This window comes from Oceaniserpentilla sp. 4NH20-0058 (assembly GCF_040371755.1).
Lineage (GTDB): Bacteria > Pseudomonadota > Gammaproteobacteria > Pseudomonadales > Oceanobacteraceae > Bermanella.
Genome location: NZ_BAABWE010000009.1, coordinates 136,037 through 159,839, shown reverse-complemented (window position 1 = coordinate 159,839; position 23,803 = coordinate 136,037). Strand labels below are relative to the sequence as shown.

The following is a 23,803-nucleotide window of genomic DNA, read 5'->3' as shown; positions in this document are numbered from 1 at the left end:
ATAACAAATTGCTGCACGCGGACACATACTGCTACGCTCGTTTTAGTGTCTGTCGCTTCGCTCCATTTTTACACAAAAACGCTCTCCGCAGTATGTGCCGGTGAGCAAGGCGTTATAGGAATTAATTATGGAAATCGCTAAGTTACTTTTTATATTTGCCCCAATAGTATTTTGGTTTTTATATGCAATATACTTAATGCTGCGGGCAAACTACCGCAGAGAGTCAAACCTTTGTCATCATTGTGGCTGCCATCTCAGTGAAGGCAATAAAAACACGGATGACTTTGTAGATGGTTATGGCTCAAGTTATAGTAGATTCTCTTGCAATGATTGTGTGGGTAAAAAGTTCACGTTTACAAAATGGCTTTGGCCAATTGCAGGCTGGCAAAATAATTCAGACACCCATTATAGCGGCATTAAATAAATATTTGCGGATCGCGTAAATATCTAAATTGTTATTTGAGGTGAGTTTGGATGGCTAAAAAACGTGTACAGGTTGAATTTCAATACTTAAAGTAGAGATCACCGTTAATGACAGGCAGGGGGTTGCCGTTTGAGTTGGCATTTGCAGTGAAAACTCAGGTGGTTACCTAGGTTAAAAGCATTTCGCAGTTTTTGAAGGCGGGTCTTCGTTTTCGATTAAGCAACTTGGTCGCTTTATTAAGGATATTAGGTTCGCCCACCAAATCTTTAAAGTTCTTTTCAAGAAAAATTCAGACACCCACGATAAATCAGTCTTGTTTCAGTGCTCACATTTAAAATTCGAGGGTTCTAACTATTGCTTTTAGCTGTATTTGGGCGGAACCCTTTAGAAAGAGCCTGAATTTTCATAGTTGGAAAACCTACGTCGAAATTTTAAGGCATTTTCTTGAATAGCAGGCAGGAAGTTACCGTTTAGGTCTGTAAAGTGTTGAGTTTTTCACGTTTCGCTTTAAGCCAATAGCCTATCGCAGTTTTTAAACGCAGGCCGTCGTTTGCGTTGAAGTAGTTTGACGGTTTTATCCAGAATCGTTGGGCTTCCGACTAAATCTTTAAAGTTCTGTTCAAACTCTTGTGTCATGGTGAGCCAGTTTTCAGGTTCAATGCCTAAACGGTTGAGAATATCAGGTAGGTTCTTCTCAATATGGCCCCGTTTATCTTCACGAATGGCTCGGCCTGTTATATCAATTAAGGCTAAATAATCGGTTAACCGAAAGGGTAGTCCGTCAGGCATGTTGTTTCTGGGGTTGCCTACAAACGGCATGAGTTTAGATACTTGTTGTTTAGGGTGGTTAGGTTGATGGGCGAGTTTCGCATTTTCAGCTCGAGCTTTTACCGATGTATGTTCTGATGTTTCAGGTTTTTTTGCCATTTTAGCGCGTACGGGATTCAAATCGACATAAGCCATACAAGCGGCGAGGGCTTTTTCATCAAGTAGGGCTTGTGATTTAAAACGACCCTCCCAGAAGCGACCAGTACATCGATCTTCATAGTTGGCTTGCCGTGCTATTTTTTCATTAAGACGACCAATAAACCAACCAATGTCCATTAATCGCGCTCGCCATTTTTCTATAAATTCTTGGAGTTTTTCGAATTCCGCTTTTGAAAAATTAGGGTCACTTAAATAACGCTGGCTGAGGACATTGCCTTTGTACAGCTTATGCCAGCGATCAATAACCTCATCAATATCCCAGTGCTCAGCTTGTTTTTGATTTATGTGTAACACCACATGATAGTGATTGGACATGATGACGTAGGCTGCAATATCAATGGCAAAGACTTGAGATTGGTTTAATAACTCATTTTCAAGCCAAGCTCGCCTGTGTTCGTAGCTCACTTTATCATGGCTGTTATAACCACATAAAAATGCTTTACGTACACAGCGAGATACGCAGTGATAATAAGGCGTAGCCTCAAGGCTCACTTGTTCCTTCCTTGGTTTTGGCATATTCACTCCTCCGATAATTTAAATATGATGGAGCCGTTGATGATTGTGAATACGAAGTTTGTATGAATGATCAAATATCGGCCTATACGAACTAGGTATAATTTCTTATCATGGGTGTCTTGATAATTTTTGGTGTCTTGATAATTTTTTCTTGATAATTTTTTCGTGGCTTGGACGGCTTTTCCGCTCGTTCCTCGCTACAAAGCCGCCGCAAATGCGGGCGTTATGTGCCTAGAGAAACCATATGAAAATACTATTTTGCAATATTGGCTGGATGCAAAAATACAATGGAATTAAAGGCGATTCAATTGAGCGTGGTGGTTCATATAATAAAAATGAAATAGGCCACGAGGTATGTAATTTTAGCGCTATTCGAGGGAATGTTTATGGTTATGTTCAGCCAACTGGGCAAATAAAAATAGAAAAACTTGGCGCAGAAAAAGAAGATGAATACATTTCTGGAGTTACGGTCGTTTGGACAGCCGGCCCTGAAACTGGCGGAACGGCTGTGGTTGGGTGGTACAAGAACGCAACAGTTTACCGTGAGTATCAAGCATTACCAACACAAACAAAACTACAAAATGATAACGGCGTTAATGGCTACCGTGTAATTGCATTAGCTAGCGACGCAACGTTACTGCCTCCTGAAGAACGAACCCTCTTAATTCCAAGGGCAGTCAAAGGCGGTATCGGGCAAAGCAATGTCTGGTATGCGGATTCTCCTGAAAGCAAGAAGCATGTGGCTAGAGCTTTAAAGTTAATAGATAAGGGATTTCTTGATGAGTTGCCGGACGTTGACAGATACTTGTCAGGTCAAGAGGGAAATCCACGGCTTGTTACTCATTTAAAAAGAGAGAGAAATCCTGCACTTGTAAAAGCAAAGAAAAAAGAGGTTCTTAAAAAGTCAGGAAAACTGTGTTGTGAAGTTTGCACTTTTGACTTTAAAAAAACATATGGTGAATTTGGCGAAGGGTTTTGTGAAGTTCATCATTTAAAGCAACTTTCAAAAGCTGATGGCATAGTTGAAACAGAACTTAAAGATCTGGCTGTTGTTTGCTCAAACTGTCATCGCATAATACATAAAAAAAATCCAATGCTAACAATTGAGCAATTGAGGCAAGTAATAAATGCACATAACAAATAGCTCCAGCGGACAATTTAAAGTGTCTCTTGTTTTGCATTCGCAAAAACGTGCCACCTTAAATTACCGCTGAGCAAGGCGTTAATAGTCTCAAAACAAAAAACGCTCAACCAGTCCCCTGTCACAAATACGAACTTAGGTTGAGCGCACGTCTAAATCAAGAATAGCTAGCCATTGAGTTTATCTTGAGTCCTCAATTCAAAATCACTGGCATCATGGCGTTCATGTAATTGATTCTCGGGCTTGCCCCAAGTACAGTTCACTTTTTTTCCGCGTTGCACTGCGGGCCTTGCTTCAATGAGTTTTGTCCAACGTAATACGTTCTCGTATTTATGAGCCTCAATAAATTCAGCCGCTTCATACACGCGATTGGTTACAAGCATGCCGTACCAAGGCCAAATAGCCATATCCGCAATGGTGTATTCGTCGCCGGCAATGTATTCGTGTTTGGCCAGTTGTTTGTCGAGTACATCCAGTTGACGTTTAATTTCCATGGTGAAGCGGTCAATAGGGTATTGTAGCTTTTCAGGCGCGTAGGCATAAAAATGGCCAAACCCACCGCCTAGTATCGGCCCACTACCCATTTGCCACATGAGCCAAGAAATACACTCTGCTTTTTTAGCCGGATCAGATGGAATGAATTGGTTAAACCTTTCAGCTAAATATAAAAGAATGGAGCCCGATTCAAACACTCGCGTAGCTGGCGTGGTCGTGGTATCGAGTAGGGCTGGGATTTTGGAGTTGGGGTTTACATCAACAAAACCACTACCAAATTGATCACCTTCCATTATATTAATTAAGAAGGCATCGTATTCGGCTTCTTTAATGCCAATAGCCAATAGCTCTTCAAATAATATGGTGACTTTAACCCCATTAGGGGTTCCCACTGAATAAAGCTGAAAGGGATGCTTGCCCAGTGGCAGAGTTTTATCATGAGTAGCACCCGATACAGGGCGATTAATATTACTAAAACGGTTCTCAGACTGACCGTCATTGCTCCAAATTTTGGGCGGGGTGTAGTTATCGTTGCTCATTTAGACTCCTTAATATTCTATTCAGTGTATGTGACTATGTGCCTATTGTAGAGTATTAAGCCCTTACGAATTATATTGTTCCAAATAACCTAGTAGATTAGAGAATGGCAACGACAGGTATATTTTCTTATGGTTTTCTCAGTGTTTTATCTTTAATTTAATATCCGTATGAATTTAAATGAACGCTTAGATCCATAGGTTAGCCGTTCAGAACATGTTCCCCATATTTAGGTGAGTATTTCAGTAATGTACTATTGCCCCTATTACTTTGACTTCATAGCAAACTTTTTGGCAAAGGCAACTTCCTTGTAGCATGGTATTCCCTGTTTTGAATTATGGGTTTTCGTAAAAGGTCACTTCGCCTGTGGCAATATCATGCATGCCGCCTACTAGCATAATTTCGTTGTTCTCCATCATTTCTTTTAAAATGGGGCTGCGCTGCATGATGTTTTTCATAGTACGCTTAACATTGATGGATGTAACTTTATCCACAAATTCATTGTTTGACGATGTTCTGTTGTCCGTGATGGTTTTTTCATCGTCTACGGCTGGTCTGATTTTAGCTAGTAGATTAGTTAAGTTCCCCATCTCCACATGATCGCAAGCCCCTTTAATAGCCCCACAGTTGGTGTGGCCTAAAACCGTTATGATTTTAGAACCTGCTACTTTGCAGGCAAACTCCATGCTGCCCAAAATATCTTCGTTGACAATATTACCAGCCACACGTGCACTGAATATATCCCCAAGCCCTTGGTCAAAAATCAGTTCGGCAGAGGTGCGGGAGTCAATGCAGCTTAAAATAATAGCAAATGGGTGTTGGTTATCTGAGGTTTCGTTGGCTTGTTGTAATAAATTACGGTTGGCTTTTAAGTTGTTAATAAAACGCTTATTGCCTTCTTTTAAAATATCCAGTGCCATTTGAGGGGTAATGGCTTCTTGTAATTCTTTGGTTAAGGTTTTCATAAGCAATTTACTCACAAAGTAAAGGGGTTGTGCTTGTTATAAAAGCAGATTCTAAGATTGTCAGTAAGTATAAACTGAGTATTCCATTGGTTAAAAGATCAAACGGTAACAATGTGAATTGCCGCTGATACATAGAATCAAAGTACCTAAAAGCGCCCAGAGATGATGCGTTTTTATGGTGAAAACCCTATAAAAATCAGGGAGATAAATGTATTGGTAAGTCAACATGGTAACTAAGAGGGTATAAACTAAATCTGAGCTAAGAATTGAAGTGGCTGATATGCTAGGCTCAGTTGCATCATACTCCTTTTATTTGGAACGCGATTCTCATTATGCATAATATTATTATAGATTTTTGGTTTGACGAGATAGAGACAAGTCAATGGTGGAAAAAAGATTTAGAATTTGACGCTCTAATTCAACGCCGATTTGGAGAGTTACATCAAAAAGCCAAGGCAGGGGAGTTATTTAAGTGGCGAGAAACTGCTCTTGGAAGCTTGGCAGAAGTGATTATTTTGGATCAATTTTCACGAAATATGTTTCGTGATCACAAAGATGCATTTTCCAGTGACGAACTTGCACTGGCACTAGCACAGGGAGCGATTTCAAAGGGCTTCGATACACAAATCAGTTCTACCATGCGTAGCTTTCTTTATTTACCATTTATGCATAGTGAATCGGCCATTATTCATGCACAGGCTGTTAAATTGTATGAGTCATTAGGTAACCCCAATAATTTAGAGTTTGAACATAAACATAAAGCGATTATAGATCGTTTTGGACGCTACCCTCACCGCAATACTATTTTAGGTCGTGAATCCACCATGGAAGAAATAGAATTTTTAAAACAGCCTAATTCAAGTTTCTAATGTTATGAGTTTTTTTAGGGTTTGGTTAAAAGCGAATGCTGCTGATAAAGCGTTAGCAACATTGCGATATGAATTAGTTGAATTACTGGATGACCATTCCTGTGTGTTAGATGTCGGTTGTGGCACCGGTGACTTACTATTTAAAGCTGCTAGTAAGATCCGTAACGGTGTAGGTGTGGATTTAGATGCAGACTTAATTGCATATGCTCATAAACAAACCAGTTGCAAAGGCGTTACTAATTTAATATTTGAGCAAAGTGACATTTTAAATATCACGACCACAAATTTTGATGTGGCAACCAGTACCTTATGTATTCATGAGCTTGATAAACAAAAGGCGTGTGCCGTGTTATTGCACATGGCTCACACCTCTAAGCGTTTGCTGATTGCTGATTATGCCTCCCCAAAATCGGTGCTTTCCCGAATTGGGATTGAATTAGATGAGATGATTTCCGGTCATTATGGTCAATTTACGCGATATAGAAGGTCAGGACGAATACCCGCATACGCGCAATTGTGCGGTTTAGAGGTTGTTCAAGCGATACAAAGTTCAGTAGACGGCATTGTCATTTGGGAGCTCAAAGGAAAATCACAACACGCTAACGATTAATACAGGGTAGTTACTTTCGGTTAGGAAATAGCCGAGGATTTTTACGAATGAAATTATGGATACCTCGCTCTAAAAAAGATTTGTTTTTTGCTTTTTTTAAGTATCCATAGCCCATAATACTAATTATCAGAGCCCCAAGGCTGTCCACGATTAAATCCCACATGGTATCAGTTAGGCCAGATGGGTCACCCAGCATAGCTTTTTGCATGTTCATGCCAAACAGCTGGTCCATGGCAAATTCGTATATTTCCCAGATAGTGCCAATACCAATGGCAAATAAAAATGCAAATAGCGCCACAAAACCGGGTTTCATATATACGCCAATGTGTTTGGTTTCGTTAAGCACATAGACGAGTACAAATCCGATCATGCCCAATAGAAACCCTGAACTGGCGTGCAGTACTAAATCCCACCACCAAAAGCGGGTATAAAACCCACGGACTTCCCCTAAAAATAACGATGAAAAGACAAATAACATGGTCAGTAATACAAATTCAGATGGGATATAAACATGCCAAAAGCGTTGTAAAAAAAATGGAGCCAAGGTGATCACTAAAATACCAATAGTGACCACAGCGGTTAACCACTGCTGTTGAAAAATGGTCACTATTATCTCAAGTATCAATATTGCTTGAAGAATAAAGGTTATGCGTTGGTGAATCGAAAGAGATGCCATCTGAGTTTAATTATCTGAATTCGTTTTTAAGTGTACATGGATTAATCGAATTTATGAAAGAAGTTGTTTTTATGGGTGTTTATTGATCAATACAAGAGGGGATTATAGTCATTAACTTAGTATTATTTATCAAGACCTTTATTTTTTAGTAATAAGCCCCATTTAGCCTCTCGAAAGGAGGACAAATCCAGTTTTGCGGTTTAATCTCTCCTTACTATTTAAATAGTGTCCGATAGTATTTAGCTATTGTTATTATAAATATTATCAATTTCAACTATTTTTAACGGTGCAGCATAATACAACTATGAATTCGAAAGTGAATTCAACCTAGAAACCAACCATCAATAGGATAGTCAAATGATCAACACTGAAATTAAGCCGTTTAACGCCACAGCCTTTAAAGAAGGCCAATTTGTAGATATCTCTGAAAAAGACGTTAAAGGTAAGTGGGCGGTATTTTTCTTCTACCCAGCAGACTTCACTTTCGTATGTCCAACTGAGCTAGGCGACGTTGCTGACAAATATGAAGAGCTTCAAAAGCTAGGTGTTGAAGTATTCTCTGTATCTACAGACACTCACTTCACTCACAAAGCATGGCACGATGCTTCTGAAACCATCGCTAAAATCAACTACTACATGGTTGGCGACCAAACTGGCAACATCACTAACAACTTTGGTGTGATGCGTGAAGGTCAAGGCCTTGCTGATCGTGCTACTTTCTTGGTAGATCCAGAAGGTGTTATCCAAGCAATGGAAATCACTGCTGAAGGTATCGGCCGTGATGCAGACGACCTAATGCGTAAAGTGAAAGCAGCTCAATACGTTGCTAGTCACCCAGGTGAAGTATGCCCAGCTAAGTGGAAAGAAGGTGAAGCGACATTAGCGCCTTCTCTTGACCTAGTAGGTAAAATCTAAAATTCGTTAACTGCGTTGATGTAACGGCGTTAAAAATTGAATTTTATTGCTCATGTATAAACCACATACACTGCGCATCAAACTAAATTTTTGCCTTGTTCCATCTGCCTCGCTAACACGAATTGCTTGAATTGACGGTCTTGTTTAAACCGTTGATTGAAGTTGAGGAAATAAAGGTGTTTATTTCCTCTAGAAAACTTCTGTGATCTTGCTATTGCAAAAAATTGCGGAAGTTTTTTATTGCCTAAAATAAGGCGATATAGACAAGAATTGAATGAAATTTGGCCTCCACCTTAGGAGAGAACGTATAAAAGTGGGATCAGCCCCGATTGTTAATAGATTAAAGAAGGTATCACTATGTTAGATCAAAATATGAAAACCCAGCTTAAAGCGTACTTAGATAATTTGAAAAGCGATGTACATCTAGTATTAAGCCTTGATGAGAGTGATACCGCACAAAAATTGAAAGGTCTTGCGGATGACATTGCATCACTAAATGACAAAGTAAAAGTGATTGATAATGCAAATGCCTCAAGCCGTAAACCGATCATGCAGGTGGTTAATCCTGCGAAACAAACTGCTTTAGGGTTTGCGGGTTTGCCAATGGGCCATGAATTTACCTCACTTGTGTTGGCACTGCTTCATAGTGGTGGTCACCCAATGAAACTAGAGCCAGAGGTGATTGAACAAATTGCAGCCCTAGAAAGCGAAATGAACTTCGAGATATTTATTTCCCTAAGCTGCCAGAACTGTCCAGATGTGGTGCAGGCATTAAATATGATGGCGGCCATTAACCCTAACATTAAAACCACCATGATTGATGGCGCGGCGTTTCAAGATGAAGTGACTGAACGCAATATCATGGCGGTGCCAAGTGTTTACTTAAACGGTGAGCACTTTGCTTCTGGGCGTATTTCACTAGCCGAGATACTTAAAAAAGTAGACAGTGGAGCGGAGGCAAAACAAGCAGCTTTATTAAATGAAAAGGCCCCATATGAAGTATTAGTGGTCGGTGGTGGCCCAGCGGGAGCATCAGCGGCTATCTATGCCGCGCGTAAAGGCATTCGTACTGGCGTAGTGGCCGAGCGTTTTGGTGGCCAAGTTATGGATACCATGGCCATTGAAAACTTTATCTCAGTGAAAGAAACCCAAGGCCCTAAATTGGCTGCAGCACTAGAAGAGCACGTTAAAGAATACGACGTGGATATTATGGCTGAGCAAAAAGCGGATGCTGTGGTGAGTGCTGAAAAAACCGAAGACGGTTACATTCATGTCTCCCTTGAAAGTGGCGCAACGCTAAAAAGCCGCAGCGTGATTCTTTCAACGGGGGCGCGCTGGAGAGAAATGAACGTACCGGGTGAACAGGAATACCGTAACAAGGGGGTGGCGTATTGCCCACATTGTGACGGCCCATTGTTCAAAGGGAAAAAAGTGGCGGTAATTGGTGGCGGTAATTCCGGTATTGAAGCCGCCATAGACTTAGCGGGTTTGGTTGAGCATGTGACGGTTCTAGAGTTTGCGGACACACTTCGTGCGGACAAAGTATTGGTGGATAAAGCCAATAGTATGGGCAATATTGAGATAATCAAAGAAGCACAAACCACTGAAGTAGTGGGGGACGGCACTCGCGTGACGTCGTTGAAGTATACCGACCGTGCAACTGGAGATGCCAAAGAAGTCGAGCTGGCGGGTATTTTTGTACAAATCGGCTTGGTGCCAAACAGCGAGTTCTTAAAAGACAGTGGTATTGAATTGTCGCCACGTGGTGAGATAGAGGTATCTGCTAAGGGTGAAACTTCATTATCAGGCGTATTTGCAGCAGGTGACGTGACCACGGTGCCTTACAAGCAAATCATTATTGCCATGGGTGAAGGCTCTAAGGCCAGCCTAGGAGCATTTGATTACTTGATTCGTACTCCAACCCCAGTAAATGCATAACGATTAGCCCCCAGCATTTAAAGCTGGGGGCTACTGGTTATCTTTGCTTGTTGGCTGTGGAGCCGCGAGAATCTAAGCGGGCCATAATCGCGGCCATTTCATCCGCTTGCTCGCGTACTTGTTTTAACTTAGAGGCTTCTCGGTTGGCCTTTTCTTCGGCCAGCTTTTCTTTGATCAATTTTTCTTTTTTTACATTGCCTGTGCGACCGGATGCTAGCTTTTGAGTGGCGGCCGGTTTAGCGGCTATTTTAGCCCCAGTTGAGCTTGGAGCCGTCTTTCGTTTGACCCCACCAACGCTAGGCTTTAACGGTGATGCATTGGCAATACTGGTCTTGCCTAATGTGGTTTTTACACCCACAAGAGATTTTCCATTATAGGTCTCCATTGCATCTTCAAAGATGTCTTTTAGCTCTTCTCTATCATAAGCTAAGGCATAGTCTTCAACAGTGAAGTTTTCTACACCAAAGTCCCGTAAGTCTTTGTAAATCTGGGCTTTTATCCCTAAAGCCATGGCTTCTTGCAGCTGCATGAAACGTTCATCACTGCTGTCTTTACAGGTACCGACCCAAACGTCGCCTGTGATGTTATTGGTTAGGGTGTATACAAGCATGGATTACCTCTGTACAACTATTGGCAAAAAAATGAGTGGAAATAAACTGCCAAGGGCCGCGCATTGTAATGATGAATAATGAAATGTGTAGGCTTGATTTTTAGATATTTTTTTTAAAGCGGGCTTTTGGGAAAAAACAGCTGATATCATCGATATTCTGAAGATTGTCAAGGGGGGATAACGGGATTTTTTATTCCGATTCGTCACAAAAATGGAGTGAATAATGGCACGATGTTCACCTTGGATAATGTGAAATCCGAGCTTTATCTGTACATATTTGATCTACACTTGAAGTATATAGATCAGTAAAATGGATTGTTGTGTCAATCTTATCCAAGTTGAACTCATACTTTAATACATTAGCGTTTAAAGTCCCTATGCTATTTATCATCATGCTGCTATTGATGATAGGTGCTTTTCTGTGGGTAATGGAGAAAGAAGGGCGCCCTGCCATTAAAGAGGTAGAGCAGCAATCCCTAAGGCAAACTGGTGAGGCCACTATGGCATTGCTCACTGAGTACCTAGAAAACGCCGCCACCTTATCTATGTCTATGGCAAATACAGCTGAAAGCTTGCCATTGGATAAAAGCCTATTTAGTCGCGTATTCCATCATGCACTTGAACACAATAAAATCAGTGATTTTGTTGCAGGTGGAGGTATTTGGCCGGAACCGAATGCATTTAAAGCGAACACGGAACGTTTTAGCTTCTTTTGGGGGAAAAACCAGCACGGTAAGCTAAGCCCATTTGATGATTACAACAAACCTTCGGGCAGCGGATACCATCAAGAAGAATGGTATATACCGGCAAAACATATCCAGCCGGGAAAGGTATATTGGTCACGTTCTTACGTGGACCCATACACCTTAGAACCCATGATTACCGCAACATCGCCAATTTATCGAGATGAAACGTTTTTTGGCGTAGCGACAGTGGATATCATGCTGTCGGCCTTGAATAACCTACTTAAACAGCAGTCAAAACGATTTGGCGGTTACGCCTACGTCTTAGATCGAAGTGGCACGTTTTTATCATTTCCAGATGACGCCATCAGTAAACGAAAAGTGAAAACTGAGAATAATCAAGAAAAGCTACAGTATATTTCAATACAACAGGCGGCACAGGCAACACCATTTTTACCGGTAATTGATGATGCTTTAGCTGCAATGGATGGTATCTCTAGACTGAATCGAGAATTGTCCATAACAGCACAAACACTTGCCTTAGAGAGCTACCAAATCACGCTAGATGAAGGGTTTCGTATCGCCAGTGTTATTACAGACCCGCTGGCAAAGAAAAATATAGGTAACAGCTTCATAAAACAAATAGACCAAGACAATGACCCCATATTAAAAGAGCCTGTATCACTTCAGGTATTTCATATCCCTGATCTGTACGCAAAACTTATTTTAGTTGTACCTAAGCGTTTGTTGAATTTAAAAACCGATAACATCGTGGGTTCTGTATTGTGGGTGTTTACATTAGTCATTGTCTTCGGTTTGGTTTTAGGACTGTTATATTTGGAATGGATTCTATTATCGCCACTTAAACGGATGCGTGAACAGGTAATGAAGTTTGATCATTCACATGATATTCATGTTGATAACCAAGGTGAATTAGCTGATTTAGCTAAGCAGTTTAATCATCGAAATCAACAACTGCTTAATCTCAATTCAAGTTTAGGTGAGTCTGTAAAACTAGCTCAACAAGCAAGTCATTCCAAGAGTCAATTTTTAGCAAACATGAGTCACGAGATCCGAACACCTTTAAACGGTGTTTTAGGCATGATTGACATCGCTTTAAGAAAAGAACCCACCACTGAAATTAAGCACTTTTTAGGGGTAGCAAAATCCAGTGCAGAAAGTTTATTAGTGCTCATTAATGATATTTTGGATTTCTCAAAAGTTGAAGCCGGTAAGTTAGATATACAAAAAATTGATTTTAATCTGCGCCGTTTATTGTCAGATATTGTGGATACCATCCGTCATAATAGTAGCTCGTATGATGTTGAGATGGTATTAGATTTAAACGAATTGGAATCTAACTGGGTAAAAGGGGATCCTGCGCGTATTCGTCAAATATTCACCAACTTAATTGCGAATGCATTAAAATTTACCGAAGATGGTGAAATTGTCATAAAGGTAGGATTAAAAGATATTCCAGATAGAGGGTTTATTTTATATGGTTCAGTAAGGGACACAGGAATAGGGATTGCTAAAGAAAAAATATCGGAATTATTTCAATCATTTTCACAAGTTGATGTCGCATCAACAAGGCAATACGGTGGTACAGGATTAGGCTTGGCTATATGTAAACAGCTATGTGAGTTAATGGGCGGTTCGATAAGTGTACATAGTAAAATTGGAGAGGGGAGTCGATTTGAATTTACTATTCTGTTAGAAAAGAGTGAATATGACAATAAATCTAGATCAGTCATAGACCTTTCTGACTTAAATATACTCGTAGCGGATGATAACGAAAGTAGTCGGTTTGTAATTAGTGAATCATTAAAAATATGGAAAGTAAATGTTACTGAATGTTCTGATGGTGAGGAAGCTTATGAGGAAATATTAAGTAACTACCATATGTATGATGCAATTATTTTGGATATGTATATGCCAAGTATGACTGGCGCTGAGCTTGCTAAAAAGCTACGCAGTCAGCGACAGTTTGATGAAATACCATTAATTATGATTTCCTCATCTGATAACGAGGGGACAGCTGAAAAATATGCAGCGATTGGGTTTCAAGCGTTTTTAGTGAAACCATTCATGCCTGAAGATATTCACGATGCAATTAACTTGTGTGTTCAGAAAGACCCTATTTTAGATAAGGTAAAACCGCTATTAACAGTTCAGCACTTACAATCAATGAGATCGTCAAATGAAGATGAAAATATACCTGAAAAAAAATACGAAGGGCATGTGTTGTTAGTTGAAGATAATAAAATCAATCAAGAGGTGGCAGCTAATATTATTTCTGATTTAGGTTTAACGGTTGATGTAGCAAATGATGGTTTAGAAGCATTAAGTATGCTCCAAAAAGACATTGTTTATAAATGTATATTTATGGACTGCCAAATGCCAAATATGGATGGCTACTCTGCAACTAAGGCGATACGTCAATTGGTTTTTTTTAAACAAATCCCCATTATTGCTATGACAGCAAATGTTTTGAAAGGGGAGAAAAATAAATGCTTAGCAGCGGGAATGGATGATTATTTATCAAAACCAGTGAGTTTTGATGGAGTTAAATCCAAAATAGAGAAATGGATAAAATAGTCGGCTTATTGCTTCTGATCATCCTATCCGGTTGTACTGGACCAAAAACTAAATCAGATAATTTTCTGTTTGAATATACAATACCGCCGAGTTACCCTCTAACAGATCAACACAAGTTTATATATGTTCAGCTAAATGATACGTCGCTTGAACTTCCTGAAGAAAAATTAGAATTTGAAGCATTAACATTAAAAGATACCTCTGTTCGAAAAAAAGCACACATTATTGTTTATATTAACCTGTCTCCATCGTATTTAGTTCAACGCCAGCCCATCTCGCGAAGAATAGTAGAATACGATGAAAAAGAAAAAGGCCATGTTACCTATAAGGTAACAAATCGTGGATATGTCAGAACACGTTATACATTAGAAGTGGTTGATATTATTCAAGATACATTAATATATCAAACACAAGGCTCGAGCAATTACGCTATTAGTGCAAAACCTAAACCTGAAAAAAATCAGACAATAACTCAATTGAAATCAGCTTTTTACGAGAATCGAATAGTAGCAAGAGAAACATTACTGGCAGAAATTTGGAATAATATAAAGCAACACTATTTACAATCTATATCCGTTACGTTTGCCTCATCAAATTACAACTTACTAAGTTATCATGAACAGGAACCTGCGTTTGAAAAAGCATATAAATTATTACTTAAAAACGATAAAACAGCTGCTAGACAGGCCCTTAATATTTATGATCAGGCATTAAAAAAATACTCAGGAAAAGATAGCAACGACCCTTCAGATGAAAAGAAATTAATCACCACGCATTTAAATAAAGGAATTACCGTTGCTTTAGATATGGTCAATACGGATTAGTTTGCAGAGCAGCAATAAATGGCTTACTCATTATTTTAGTTGGGGAGGCTGTAGATAAATCTGTGTAACTGCTTATCATCAATGCCAGCAATGACTAAGGATGGGCAGTTATGAACAAAGAGACATTAGAGGCTCTAGCCCGCGAAGCGGCCAAGGGTATTAAATCCTAATAGTCGCAACGACTCCTCTAGCAAAACTCTGCGTACCGGAGATGGTCAATTCGAACTAGATACACCCTGTGATAGTAATGGGAGCTTTGAACCTAAGCTAGTGAAGAAGAGATAAATTCGCTTCACCTCAATGGGCGAGAAAAATTTATTCTTGTATGTCCGAGGTATGCACCCCGCGAGATCGTTAAAACGTTTAAAGAACTATGCGGAGCCGATGCTTCACCCAATTTAATTTCCAAGGTCACTGATGCGGTATTGACGAAGTGATTGAATGGCAACTCTGTCCGCTCGACCTTATTTATCCAATTGTTTATCTGGATTGTATCGCATTGAAAATCCGGTAAGACAAACAGGTAATCAATAAATCCGTTTATCTCGCCTTGGGCGTCAATATGGGAGGCCACAAAGAATTACTAGGGATGTAGCTATCGGAAAGAGCTGAAAAATAGAGGAGTTAAAGATATCTTGATCGCTTGGATCGATGGTTTGAAAGGTTTTTCAGATGCGATTAATACTGCATTCTCGGAAACGCAAATTCAGCTCTGTATTGTCCACATGGTATGGAACTCAATGAAGTATGTACCTTAGAAAGATTACAAGCCCGTCACATCTGATTTAAACCAAACTCCTAGCCAAACCCATTAATCAGGCATATATTGTTATGGTGTTCACCACAAAAAGAAGAAAAATAATGAAAATACCAGACGACACTGTACACGAATTATCCATGTTATCCCTTTTCGACCAGTCTACTTACCAAGAAGGCATTAAAGTGCATGCCCATGAGGCACCGGCAGAAGACATTGCTGCTACTAAGCGTTTATTTGATAAAGGTTTGATATCGCAAGATGATGGTGGTTATTTAACCACTTTAGGTAAAGATGCAGTAGAGAAGTTACAAGATTTATTAGTCATATTAAAGTAACGAACATAAAAGAGCCGGCCTCAGCCGGTTTTTTGTTTTCAACTCATCTGAAATCAAATCTCGTAGCTTAAACCAAGTTGAAAGCTGATCGCTTCCGTTTGACTAAATTCAGCCCGGAAGTCCCCTGAAGGGAGCTCTACTGTGTAGCCATCTATAAGGGTAAATCCAAGCCCTCCGTTCAGTTTTAAGTTCTTTATTAGCGAATATTCACCGCCAAACCCTAGGGTGTAAGACGAGCCATCAAGTAAATGAGAGCGAGTTGAATCACCTATCTTCGTTGAGCTTGTAAAGGTTGTCACTACAGAGAGTTGATCACTTACTCGATGTCCGATGCCTATGCTGTAATCAAACGTATCATTGGAGAACATGTCTAATTTTGGGTTAATCAACGGATCAAGTCGGTTACCTGAAAATTGATTTGCCTGTGCGATGGTTGCACGGTTGCCATCTATGGTTTTGGCGTCATCACCGATAACATGCAAAGCCGTAAGCTTGCTGTATTCACTCCAACGAAGTTTCACAAACCCAAGGGTGTCTTCGGCTATGCCTGATACAAGTGCAAGTTCTAAAGTCTGGGGGGTGAATGTTTTTGCTGTGCCTCTAGTGTTAAATGAAATAACGTTAGGGATTTTGGCTGTAATGGTGCCTTTAGCATCATAATCCACTTGGCTGTGATAGAGGAATGATGCCCGTAGTGCAATCTTGGGGATTTCGTATGCAATGCCAGCCACATACCCAAGTTCTGTGCCACCATCTAACACCACCGTTAAGTTATCGGCTTCTCCAATAGCGCTAGGGCTCGGTGTTAAATCTTGGTTAAAAGACCCTTTAACACTTTGAATTTTGGGCCCTGCAAATATTTTCACTTGGCCTTTTGGTAGAGCCATGGTGTACCCACAAGCCATGGTGAAGGATTCACTTTCGTATTTGCTATTGATAGGTGCAACGGCTGTATCCATACTGCTGGGGTCATACGTTGGATGACCATTAATATCCACAGGGTTGCCGCTTACATCGGTTTTGACATAGGTATATTGGTCGTCTGCAAATGATATTTGTGTGGCAAAAGGTTGCTCTATTTGGCCTGCGCAGGAGATATCATTAAGCAACTTATATCGGAAACCTACTTGGGGGCGGGTTAAGTTGCCGACGATGTCGCCAGATTTTACTCGTTTTGAATTGGCCTCCGCATTGCTGGTTTGAGCTCGCTTCATTTTGTTGACGTTTGCTTTCATTGGCAAAAAGGTCTGGCCGAATTGGGTTGTGATGATATTGTTATCCCCATAAATGATATCAAAACTGCGATTGGAATTGTCGAACCCACCGGCCATTGCAGGTGTCGCAGCGATAATAGCTGCACTTAAGGTGCTGATTTTAAAAAAGAAAAAATTCATATGTCGGCCCTTTAATTTTTATTTGCCCGCATAGTGAATGAAATAGTGGAATCAGAGTGAATAACGTGACACAGATACGCTCTATAGATGAAAACTCGCGTTACTTATATTGAGCTTGGTACGGTTTCGATAGTGACCATGAGTTAGAGTGAGCTTATCATCGGGTACTTATTATTATTTATGGGCTAAGAATACACCGATATACAACTCATGCAAAAGATACAAATGGATATAAAAAAACCGGCCTAAGCCGGTTTTTTTATTCAGTACTGCAAGATAAGGAATTAAATAATTCCTTTGTCCTGAATTTCTGCGATAGCAGCATCAATACTGGTTTTATCTGCATCAATGATGAGGTCAGCTTGCTCTGTTTCAAAGGTACACAGTGCAATTAAACCCGCTTGCTTGATGATACGTGCAATATCATTTGCATTATTTTCACCAAGGTCATCACGACTTACTAGAGCAGCCGCTTTACCTTGGGTAAATAATTTACGATCAACGGCACCGGCTAATACGTGTTTGTTGCTACCAGTAAACACAATAGAGGCTGCTTTCTGGTCAAAACGATTAGATTTTTCAGTGCTAGATACGGCGTTTAGTTGTTCATCGGCTTGTCCTTCGGCTTGACCAACAACCATACCAGCACCAACTGTAACGTTGGTCAGACGATCAATAACAATGAATGCGCCTGTAGCACGATTCTTTTTATATGGGTCAAATGCGATGGCTTTGTTAAGCGTTAGTTCACATAGGCCGATTTCGTTTAGCTTTAATTCGCTATCATCGTAATGTTCTAATGTGTTTACATCTACGCGGTGATGTACTTTAGAGAACGTTCCGGTGTTGGGTGTAGCCGCAAATTTTAGATCGTATTGCTTGCCCACTTTCATGGCGTCTTCACTCATCCAAACAATATCTGCATTTAGGCAGTTGCTGGTCTGAGGTAAGTCTTCAGTTTTAACGATCATGTCGCCACGACTAATGTCGATTTCATCTTCAAGGGTAATAGTAACGGCTTGATCAATGAAGGCTTCTTGCATGTTGCCATCAAAGTTCACAATGGACTTAACCGTTGATGTCTTACCAGAAGGCAGTGCGGTGATTGCATCACCTGGGCGCACGATACCAGAAGCCACTGTGCCACAGAAACCACGGAAGTCTAAGTTCGGGCGGTTTACGTATTGCACAGGGAATCGGAAGTTATCAAGATTTCGAGTGGCGTTGATTTCAACTGTTTCTAGGATTTCCATCAGCGTTTTGCCTTGATACCAAGGGCTGCGCTCTGAACGGTTCACCACGTTGTCACCATCTAATGCAGATAGCGGCACAAAGTGTACATTCTCAAGTCCTAACTCTTTACCGAAGGCTAGGTAGTCTTGTTTGATTTCGTTGAATTTGTCTTCACTGAAATCCATTAAATCCATTTTGTTAACAGCAACGACAATATGCTTAATACCTAGCAAAGAGGCAATGAAGCTGTGACGTTTAGTTTGTGTTTGTACACCGTAGCGAGCATCGACAAGGATGATAGCTAGGTCGCAGGTCGATGCACCTGTGGCCATATTACGGGTGTATTGCTCATGCCCAGGGGTATCAGCAATGATGAATTTACGTTTATCAGTTGAGAAATAACGATACGCTACATCAATGGTAATACCTTGCTCACGCTCGGCAGCTAGACCGTCAACCAAAAGTGCAAGGTCAACTTTATTGCCTGTGGTACCGTGTTTAGTACTGTCATTTTCGATGGCAGCTAGCTGATCTTCGAAGATCATTTTTGAATCATAAAGCAAGCGACCGATTAGGGTACTCTTACCATCATCTACGTTACCGCAGGTTAAAAAGCGCATGAGTTCTTTGTTTTCATGCTGTTTAAGATAAGCAAGAATATCTTCTGAAATTAAATCTGACTGGTGTGACATTAGAAGTAACCCTCTTGCTTTTTCTTTTCCATTGAGCCGGATGAATCGTGGTCAATAGCTCGACCTTGGCGTTCACTGGTAGTGGTTAATAACATTTCTTGAATAATATCCGGTAACGTTGCTGCTTCGGACTCAACAGCGCCGGTTAGTGGGTAGCAACCCAGAGTACGGAAACGTACCATTTTGTTCATTGGTACTTCACCTTCTTCTAATGGCATACGCTCATCATCAACCATGATAAGGGTGCCATCGCGCTCAACTACTGGGCGTTCTTTTGCTAGGTACAATTCTGGGATTTCGATGTTTTCTAGATAGATATACTGCCAGATATCAAGTTCAGTCCAGTTTGATATAGGGAAAACACGAATGCTCTCCCCTGGGTTAACTTTGCCGTTATAGATGTTCCATAATTCTGGACGCTGGCTTTTTGGATCCCATCTGTGGTTTTTGTCACGGAAAGAATAAACACGCTCTTTTGCACGAGATTTCTCTTCATCGCGACGAGCGCCACCGAAAGCAGCATCAAATTTATATTTGTTTAATGCTTGCTTTAATCCTTCGGTTTTCATGATATCTGTGTGTTTACTAGACCCATGAGTAAATGGACCAACACCTTGATCAACACCGTCTTGGTTAATATGCACCAGTAATTCCATGCCAGAGGATTTGGCCATGTAATCACGGAATTGGATCATCTCTTTGAATTTCCAAGTGGTGTCTACGTGTAATAAAGGAAAAGGAGGTACACCTGGAGCAAATGCTTTGCGGGCTAGGTGCAGCATCACGGCGCTGTCCTTACCTACTGAATACATCATTACAGGGTTATCAAATTCCGCGGCGACTTCACGAATAATGTGAATGCTTTCCGCTTCTAGCTGTTTTAAGTGTGTTAAATTATAGTCCGACATGCCAAGGGCTCTCGAGATCGTAGAAAATTGCAGATTAAATTTTGGTGCTACTATACCAGTGTATAGTTGGCATAAGAAGAGGTTGGCTTATATCAAAGCATAATATTGATATAGCCATAATAGGACATTAGGTTGTATAGCCCAAAAATGCCCTAGGGAACTAGGCTTCTGTTTTGTTTGGGTTTGATTCAGGTTTATCCGCGGACTCTTCTATTTTTTCAGGTTCGGGCTTTAAGTCTAAGGCTTGTTTGAGATCCGCTAATGGTTTTTCGGTGAATTGGTCAGCACCTTTGGCAAGGTGTTCGTATAAGTCTGAATAACTTTTAGTCAGGTTCTGAGCTAAGTCAGCTGTTTGGGAATAGTGCTGCTGTAGGGCATCCTTCATGGAAAGTTGCTCGCCTTTTACCTTATTTAACTCTTTTTCTAGTAACGCTACATGAGTGCCGCGGCTAAGAACGTAGCGTTGAACTAAGATGCCGATGCCGACTCCGACTGCAAAGATAAAAATACTGGAGATTAATTGTGCGCTTATCATGGGACATCCTTGCGTTGTGCTTACTGGACAAGACCAGTTTAGCCAGTTCTGTTGGGGAATCATAGGGACATAACAGCAGAAAATAAAAATCACCTATCAAAAGCTAGTACTCAGGAATGAGGAGTCATTGTGGCGAAACAATTAATTAAGGGGGTGATTGGCTCCCTAGAAATTGCCGTTAATGAAATAAACCCAACAGCACCCTATGTTGTGGTGTGTCACCCGCACCCCTTATATGGGGGCACTATGGATAACAAAGTGGTGACTATGACAGCCAAAGCCTATGAGGATTTGGGTTGTAACTCGATACGCTTTAATTACCGAGGAGTAGGTGAAAGCGATGGTATATACGGAAAAAGCCTCGGTGAGGTAGCTGATGCACTGGCCATCGTGACATGGCTGAATAAAGAAAAAGCGGTTACAACCTTATATTTTGCGGGTTTTAGTTTTGGCGCCTACATAGCGGCTCAAGCGGCCAGCGATACTCAGGCACAATCACAAATGGAAGTTAGGCATTTGCTGATGATCGCACCATCCGTGCTTAACTCTCCCTTTGAAAACGTCACGCCTATCTCTCTAGATACCACTATCATCATGGGGGATGCCGATGAAGTGGTTCCGTATGGTGACGTCCGCGCATGGGCTGAACAACAATACCCACCTCTGGAAATGATTACTATGGAGGGGGCTGGCCATTTTTTTCATGGGCGCTTAACTGAGTTAAAGCAGCAAATTAAACGCTTATTCAATACAGAAAAACTAGGCTAAATTTGCCTTTAGCCCCCTTAAACTGTACATTGCGCACCCATTGAACCCCTTATTCTTACCTTAAATACTCAGGTACAAGCTGGCCATGACGCCCTTAGAACTCTATCGCAAAGATCTTGAACGTGACGACTTTTCCTACGATGCTGCACAGGAAATGGCTGTAAAGCATTTACAGCGTTTATACGATGATCTGGTAGCGAAATACGAGTCAGAGCAAAATCAATCAGCTCTTTCTAAGATGTTTTCCAAGTTGGGTAAAAATAAGCCTAAGCGCCCTGTGCAAGGGATTTATTTCTGGGGTGGCGTTGGCCGTGGTAAGACCTATCTGGTTGATACTTTTTACGATGCACTGCCGTTTGAGCGTAAAATGCGTACTCACTTTCACCGCTTTATGCAGCGCGTACATCAAGACCTAACCAAATTAGCCGGTGCCAAAAACCCACTGACCATAGTCGCCGATCAAATTGCTGATGAAGCTGTAGTGATCTGTTTTGATGAGTTCTTTGTGGTCGACATAGGTGACGCTATGATTCTGGGTGGCTTGATGCAAGAATTGTTTGCCCGTGGTGTAACTCTAGTCAGTACCTCGAATATTATTCCAGATGGCTTGTACGAAAATGGCTTACAGCGTGACCGCTTTATTCCTGCTATTAAACTATTAAACGAATACACCGATGTGATCAACGTTGATAGTGGTGTGGATTATCGCTTACGCACATTAGAGCAAGCTGAGTTATATCACTATCCATTAGACGACACAGCCAATGCCAGCTTGCAGAAAAGTTTTGACAGCTTAGTGCCGGACGCCGCTCATATCGAAAAAAACACAACCGTAGAAATACTCGGGCGTAATATACCGGCAAAAGCAGTATGTGACGACGTGGCGTGGTTTGAGTTTGAGGCTCTTTGTGATGGCCCACGTTCACCTAGCGACTACATAGAACTGGGTAAATTATTCCATGCTGTCATCATCTCCAACGTGCCACAAATGGGTGTGAAAAACGACGACCTTGGGCGACGTTATATTAACCTTATCGACGAGTTTTATGATCGTGGTGTGAAGGTGATCATGTCGGCGGATGCGCCGATTCCTGATATTTATTCGGGCGGTAAGCTGGACTTTCCTTTCCAGCGTACAACATCACGGATGCTGGAAATGCAGTCACACGAATATCTTGCCCGCGAGCACAAGGCCTAATTCTTTTTAAAGCTATTGCGCTTAGTAATATTGCGTTATTTTTTTGCTCGCACTCCTCATGTAAGACTACTACACTCCGGGTGCTCGCAAAAAAAATGCCTTATCTTACTTGCGCTCATGACGCTTTAAAGCTCCTATATATTATCTTTGTTGAAAGCATTTTTTTATATCGTTGTGTAAGAAAGACTACACGCCTCAATAAAAAGGTACTTTCGCCTCGATCTAACTTCGCCGCTGACTTTCAAGAATATCTTGTAATAATTAAATATTTTCTATCAATGAGTTTGATATATGGCACTCATTGATTATTTTATTCAAAATAGTTTCATGTAATAAATCGAGTTGCCTCAAATAAGGTAATAACTCGAATAGATATATATGAGTTTTATCCTCTATCTTTATTGCCTTTTTAAGTTGTGATGTTTCTTGTGCAAGCTTTTCAGTTTGACTACACAAGGAGTCAATTTTCTTTAGTGAACACCATAGTTCAATGCTTTTATCTTGTTTAAAATTTGAGATTAATAGTAGTAAATCGGCAGGTGTAGGAGTGAAGCTTGCTTGGGGGTCTAATGTGAAATCTTGTTTCTCTAGTCCTTTTATTTCATTTTTTATAATAGAAAGGTTTTGACTAGCAACTCTGTGAGTATCTTGAATTGCAGATATTATCATGGTGATTACTTGTTTGTTTTTATGTTTTTGTTCTTCGGAATATGTAATGCGGTACCATATTGCACTACTTGCCACACCGATAAGCATGCCTATGATTTCTTTTTGCCCGAAGAAGGCAATTATTGATGATAGTGTGGTTATGGAGATGTTTAACAGTTCTTCCAATGTACAAGTCCTTGTTTGTTCAATATTACAGAAAAATGTATTTATAATGATGAGATATGAAAGATTCACAATGCCTCAGAAACTACGGGAAACCAAGTCCGTACCGATAACAATATGCGATTTCTGAGCACCGCTACAACCAAAATGTTCGATCACCCATAAGAGACGAGCGGTGTGAAGTATGAGCGGAGAGGGGGGTGGGGATACTTCCCCACAAAGAAAACCGTGCTGGCTTTAACTATCCAGAATACGAAGACTTGGATAATTCATCATCTAATTTAAACGCACTTGCGCATTGAGGGCGGCGTAAGACTCGGCGCGAAGCGGGTATGGGTGAAACCTCGAGAAAAGAAACCAT

21 protein-coding genes and 1 pseudogene are annotated in these 23,803 nt (G+C 40.7%); 12 read left to right on the top strand and 10 right to left on the bottom strand.

Annotated features, from left to right (window positions below):
• Window positions 1-127 precede the first annotated feature (127 nt).
• Window positions 128-424 carry a hypothetical protein gene (locus ABWV45_RS12810; protein WP_353352104.1) on the top strand — a complete coding sequence of 99 codons (297 nt, stop codon included), beginning with the start codon at window positions 128-130 and terminating at the stop codon, window positions 422-424.
• Between the two features lie 507 nt (window positions 425-931).
• Here ABWV45_RS12810 and ABWV45_RS12805 read toward each other — a convergent pair.
• A complete protein-coding gene (locus tag ABWV45_RS12805) occupies window positions 932-1,927 on the bottom strand; it encodes an alpha-amylase family glycosyl hydrolase (protein ID WP_353352103.1) in 996 nt (331 codons plus the stop codon).
• 244 nt (window positions 1,928-2,171) lie between these two features.
• Between ABWV45_RS12805 and ABWV45_RS12800 the strand changes: the two genes are divergently transcribed.
• Window positions 2,172-3,071, top strand: a complete 900-nt coding sequence (locus tag ABWV45_RS12800; protein WP_353352102.1) for an HNH endonuclease — start codon at window positions 2,172-2,174, stop codon at window positions 3,069-3,071.
• A 164-nt stretch (window positions 3,072-3,235) separates the two neighbouring features.
• Here the strand turns inward: ABWV45_RS12800 and yghU are convergent, their stop codons facing one another.
• Window positions 3,236-4,102 carry a glutathione-dependent disulfide-bond oxidoreductase gene (gene yghU / locus ABWV45_RS12795; protein WP_353352101.1) on the bottom strand — a complete coding sequence of 289 codons (867 nt, stop codon included), beginning with the start codon at window positions 4,100-4,102 and terminating at the stop codon, window positions 3,236-3,238.
• A gap of 333 nt (window positions 4,103-4,435) precedes the next feature.
• On the bottom strand, window positions 4,436-5,065 hold the full coding sequence (locus ABWV45_RS12790) for a carbonic anhydrase family protein (RefSeq protein WP_353352100.1): 630 nt from the start codon (window positions 5,063-5,065) through the stop codon (window positions 4,436-4,438).
• A gap of 332 nt (window positions 5,066-5,397) precedes the next feature.
• Between ABWV45_RS12790 and ABWV45_RS12785 the strand changes: the two genes are divergently transcribed.
• Window positions 5,398-5,934 (top strand): DUF924 family protein, encoded by a 537-nt coding sequence (locus tag ABWV45_RS12785; RefSeq protein WP_353352099.1) that lies wholly within the window; start codon window positions 5,398-5,400, stop codon window positions 5,932-5,934.
• A 4-nt stretch (window positions 5,935-5,938) separates the two neighbouring features.
• The gene (locus tag ABWV45_RS12780; RefSeq protein WP_353352098.1) at window positions 5,939-6,544 is read left to right on the top strand and encodes a class I SAM-dependent methyltransferase; all 606 of its coding nucleotides are present in this window, start codon (window positions 5,939-5,941) and stop codon (window positions 6,542-6,544) included.
• Between the two features lie 10 nt (window positions 6,545-6,554).
• Here the strand turns inward: ABWV45_RS12780 and ABWV45_RS12775 are convergent, their stop codons facing one another.
• The gene (locus ABWV45_RS12775; protein WP_502914680.1) at window positions 6,555-7,220 is read right to left on the bottom strand and encodes a DUF2238 domain-containing protein; all 666 of its coding nucleotides are present in this window, start codon (window positions 7,218-7,220) and stop codon (window positions 6,555-6,557) included.
• 357 nt (window positions 7,221-7,577) lie between these two features.
• Between ABWV45_RS12775 and ahpC the strand changes: the two genes are divergently transcribed.
• Together ahpC and ahpF are read left to right on the top strand one after the other, a co-directional pair.
• Window positions 7,578-8,135 (top strand): alkyl hydroperoxide reductase subunit C, encoded by a 558-nt coding sequence (gene ahpC, locus ABWV45_RS12770; RefSeq protein WP_353352096.1) that lies wholly within the window; start codon window positions 7,578-7,580, stop codon window positions 8,133-8,135.
• A 357-nt stretch (window positions 8,136-8,492) separates the two neighbouring features.
• Window positions 8,493-10,073 carry an alkyl hydroperoxide reductase subunit F gene (gene ahpF, locus ABWV45_RS12765; RefSeq protein ID WP_353352095.1) on the top strand — a complete coding sequence of 527 codons (1,581 nt, stop codon included), beginning with the start codon at window positions 8,493-8,495 and terminating at the stop codon, window positions 10,071-10,073.
• A 37-nt stretch (window positions 10,074-10,110) separates the two neighbouring features.
• Here ahpF and ABWV45_RS12760 read toward each other — a convergent pair whose 3' ends face one another.
• A complete protein-coding gene (locus ABWV45_RS12760) occupies window positions 10,111-10,683 on the bottom strand; it encodes a GIY-YIG nuclease family protein (RefSeq protein ID WP_353352094.1) in 573 nt (190 codons plus the stop codon).
• Between the two features lie 320 nt (window positions 10,684-11,003).
• Here ABWV45_RS12760 and ABWV45_RS12755 point away from each other — a divergent pair, with 320 nt between their 5' ends.
• The 4 genes and pseudogenes from ABWV45_RS12755 (at window position 11,004) to ABWV45_RS12740 (ending at window position 15,883) form a co-directional block, all read left to right on the top strand.
• Window positions 11,004-13,964: a sensor histidine kinase gene (locus tag ABWV45_RS12755; RefSeq protein ID WP_353352093.1), complete on the top strand. Its 2,961-nt coding sequence runs from the start codon at window positions 11,004-11,006 to the stop codon at window positions 13,962-13,964.
• Window positions 13,952-14,788 (top strand): hypothetical protein, encoded by an 837-nt coding sequence (locus ABWV45_RS12750; RefSeq protein WP_353352092.1) that lies wholly within the window; start codon window positions 13,952-13,954, stop codon window positions 14,786-14,788. The genes ABWV45_RS12755 and ABWV45_RS12750 overlap by 13 nt, the downstream gene beginning before the upstream one ends.
• A 168-nt stretch (window positions 14,789-14,956) precedes the next feature.
• A pseudogene (locus tag ABWV45_RS12745) lies at window positions 14,957-15,543 on the top strand (IS256 family transposase); the annotation flags it as partial.
• Between the two features lie 106 nt (window positions 15,544-15,649).
• A complete protein-coding gene (locus ABWV45_RS12740) occupies window positions 15,650-15,883 on the top strand; it encodes a TIGR02647 family protein (RefSeq protein WP_353352091.1) in 234 nt (77 codons plus the stop codon).
• Between the two features lie 53 nt (window positions 15,884-15,936).
• On the opposite strand, the gene ABWV45_RS12735 is transcribed toward ABWV45_RS12740, so the two are convergent.
• From ABWV45_RS12735 to ABWV45_RS12720, 4 genes are all read right to left on the bottom strand, one after another.
• Entirely contained in the window at window positions 15,937-17,277 is a 1,341-nt protein-coding gene (locus ABWV45_RS12735; RefSeq protein ID WP_353352090.1) for an outer membrane protein transport protein, read from the bottom strand.
• A gap of 284 nt (window positions 17,278-17,561) precedes the next feature.
• Window positions 17,562-19,202 carry a sulfate adenylyltransferase subunit CysN gene (gene cysN, locus ABWV45_RS12730; protein ID WP_353352089.1) on the bottom strand — a complete coding sequence of 547 codons (1,641 nt, stop codon included), beginning with the start codon at window positions 19,200-19,202 and terminating at the stop codon, window positions 17,562-17,564.
• A complete protein-coding gene (gene cysD / locus ABWV45_RS12725) occupies window positions 19,202-20,128 on the bottom strand; it encodes a sulfate adenylyltransferase subunit CysD (protein ID WP_353352131.1) in 927 nt (308 codons plus the stop codon). Before cysD ends, cysN begins: the two co-directional genes overlap by 1 nt.
• A 142-nt stretch (window positions 20,129-20,270) precedes the next feature.
• The gene (locus tag ABWV45_RS12720) at window positions 20,271-20,645 is read right to left on the bottom strand and encodes a ZapG family protein (protein WP_353352088.1); all 375 of its coding nucleotides are present in this window, start codon (window positions 20,643-20,645) and stop codon (window positions 20,271-20,273) included.
• Window positions 20,646-20,774: 129 nt separating this feature from the next.
• Between ABWV45_RS12720 and ABWV45_RS12715 the strand changes: the two genes are divergently transcribed.
• Together ABWV45_RS12715 and zapE are read left to right on the top strand one after the other, a co-directional pair.
• Entirely contained in the window at window positions 20,775-21,413 is a 639-nt protein-coding gene (locus tag ABWV45_RS12715; RefSeq protein ID WP_353352087.1) for an alpha/beta hydrolase, read from the top strand.
• Window positions 21,414-21,498: 85 nt separating this feature from the next.
• Window positions 21,499-22,611 carry a cell division protein ZapE gene (gene zapE, locus ABWV45_RS12710; protein WP_353352086.1) on the top strand — a complete coding sequence of 371 codons (1,113 nt, stop codon included), beginning with the start codon at window positions 21,499-21,501 and terminating at the stop codon, window positions 22,609-22,611.
• Between the two features lie 261 nt (window positions 22,612-22,872).
• Here the strand turns inward: zapE and ABWV45_RS12705 are convergent, their stop codons facing one another.
• A complete protein-coding gene (locus tag ABWV45_RS12705) occupies window positions 22,873-23,445 on the bottom strand; it encodes a hypothetical protein (RefSeq protein ID WP_353352085.1) in 573 nt (190 codons plus the stop codon).
• Window positions 23,446-23,803 lie beyond the last annotated feature (358 nt).

Excerpts from the sequence above, each read along its gene's own strand:
- ABWV45_RS12720 (WP_353352088.1), bottom strand. The coding sequence starts at position 20,645 with ATGATAAGCGCACAATTAATCTCCAGTATTTTTATCTTTGCAGTCGGA.
- ABWV45_RS12750 (WP_353352092.1), top strand. The coding sequence starts at position 13,952 with ATGGATAAAATAGTCGGCTTATTGCTTCTGATCATCCTATCCGGTTGT.
- ahpF (WP_353352095.1), top strand. The coding sequence starts at position 8,493 with ATGTTAGATCAAAATATGAAAACCCAGCTTAAAGCGTACTTAGATAAT.
- ABWV45_RS12735 (WP_353352090.1), bottom strand. The coding sequence starts at position 17,277 with ATGAATTTTTTCTTTTTTAAAATCAGCACCTTAAGTGCAGCTATTATC.
- zapE (WP_353352086.1), top strand. The coding sequence starts at position 21,499 with ATGACGCCCTTAGAACTCTATCGCAAAGATCTTGAACGTGACGACTTT.
- ABWV45_RS12760 (WP_353352094.1), bottom strand. The coding sequence starts at position 10,683 with ATGCTTGTATACACCCTAACCAATAACATCACAGGCGACGTTTGGGTC.
- cysN (WP_353352089.1), bottom strand. The coding sequence starts at position 19,202 with ATGTCACACCAGTCAGATTTAATTTCAGAAGATATTCTTGCTTATCTT.
- ahpC (WP_353352096.1), top strand. The coding sequence starts at position 7,578 with ATGATCAACACTGAAATTAAGCCGTTTAACGCCACAGCCTTTAAAGAA.
- ABWV45_RS12810 (WP_353352104.1), top strand. The coding sequence starts at position 128 with ATGGAAATCGCTAAGTTACTTTTTATATTTGCCCCAATAGTATTTTGG.
- yghU (WP_353352101.1), bottom strand. The coding sequence starts at position 4,102 with ATGAGCAACGATAACTACACCCCGCCCAAAATTTGGAGCAATGACGGT.
- ABWV45_RS12775 (WP_502914680.1), bottom strand. The coding sequence starts at position 7,220 with ATGGCATCTCTTTCGATTCACCAACGCATAACCTTTATTCTTCAAGCA.
- ABWV45_RS12800 (WP_353352102.1), top strand. The coding sequence starts at position 2,172 with ATGAAAATACTATTTTGCAATATTGGCTGGATGCAAAAATACAATGGA.
- ABWV45_RS12740 (WP_353352091.1), top strand. The coding sequence starts at position 15,650 with ATGAAAATACCAGACGACACTGTACACGAATTATCCATGTTATCCCTT.
- ABWV45_RS12805 (WP_353352103.1), bottom strand. The coding sequence starts at position 1,927 with ATGCCAAAACCAAGGAAGGAACAAGTGAGCCTTGAGGCTACGCCTTAT.
- ABWV45_RS12780 (WP_353352098.1), top strand. The coding sequence starts at position 5,939 with ATGAGTTTTTTTAGGGTTTGGTTAAAAGCGAATGCTGCTGATAAAGCG.
- ABWV45_RS12790 (WP_353352100.1), bottom strand. The coding sequence starts at position 5,065 with ATGAAAACCTTAACCAAAGAATTACAAGAAGCCATTACCCCTCAAATG.
- ABWV45_RS12785 (WP_353352099.1), top strand. The coding sequence starts at position 5,398 with ATGCATAATATTATTATAGATTTTTGGTTTGACGAGATAGAGACAAGT.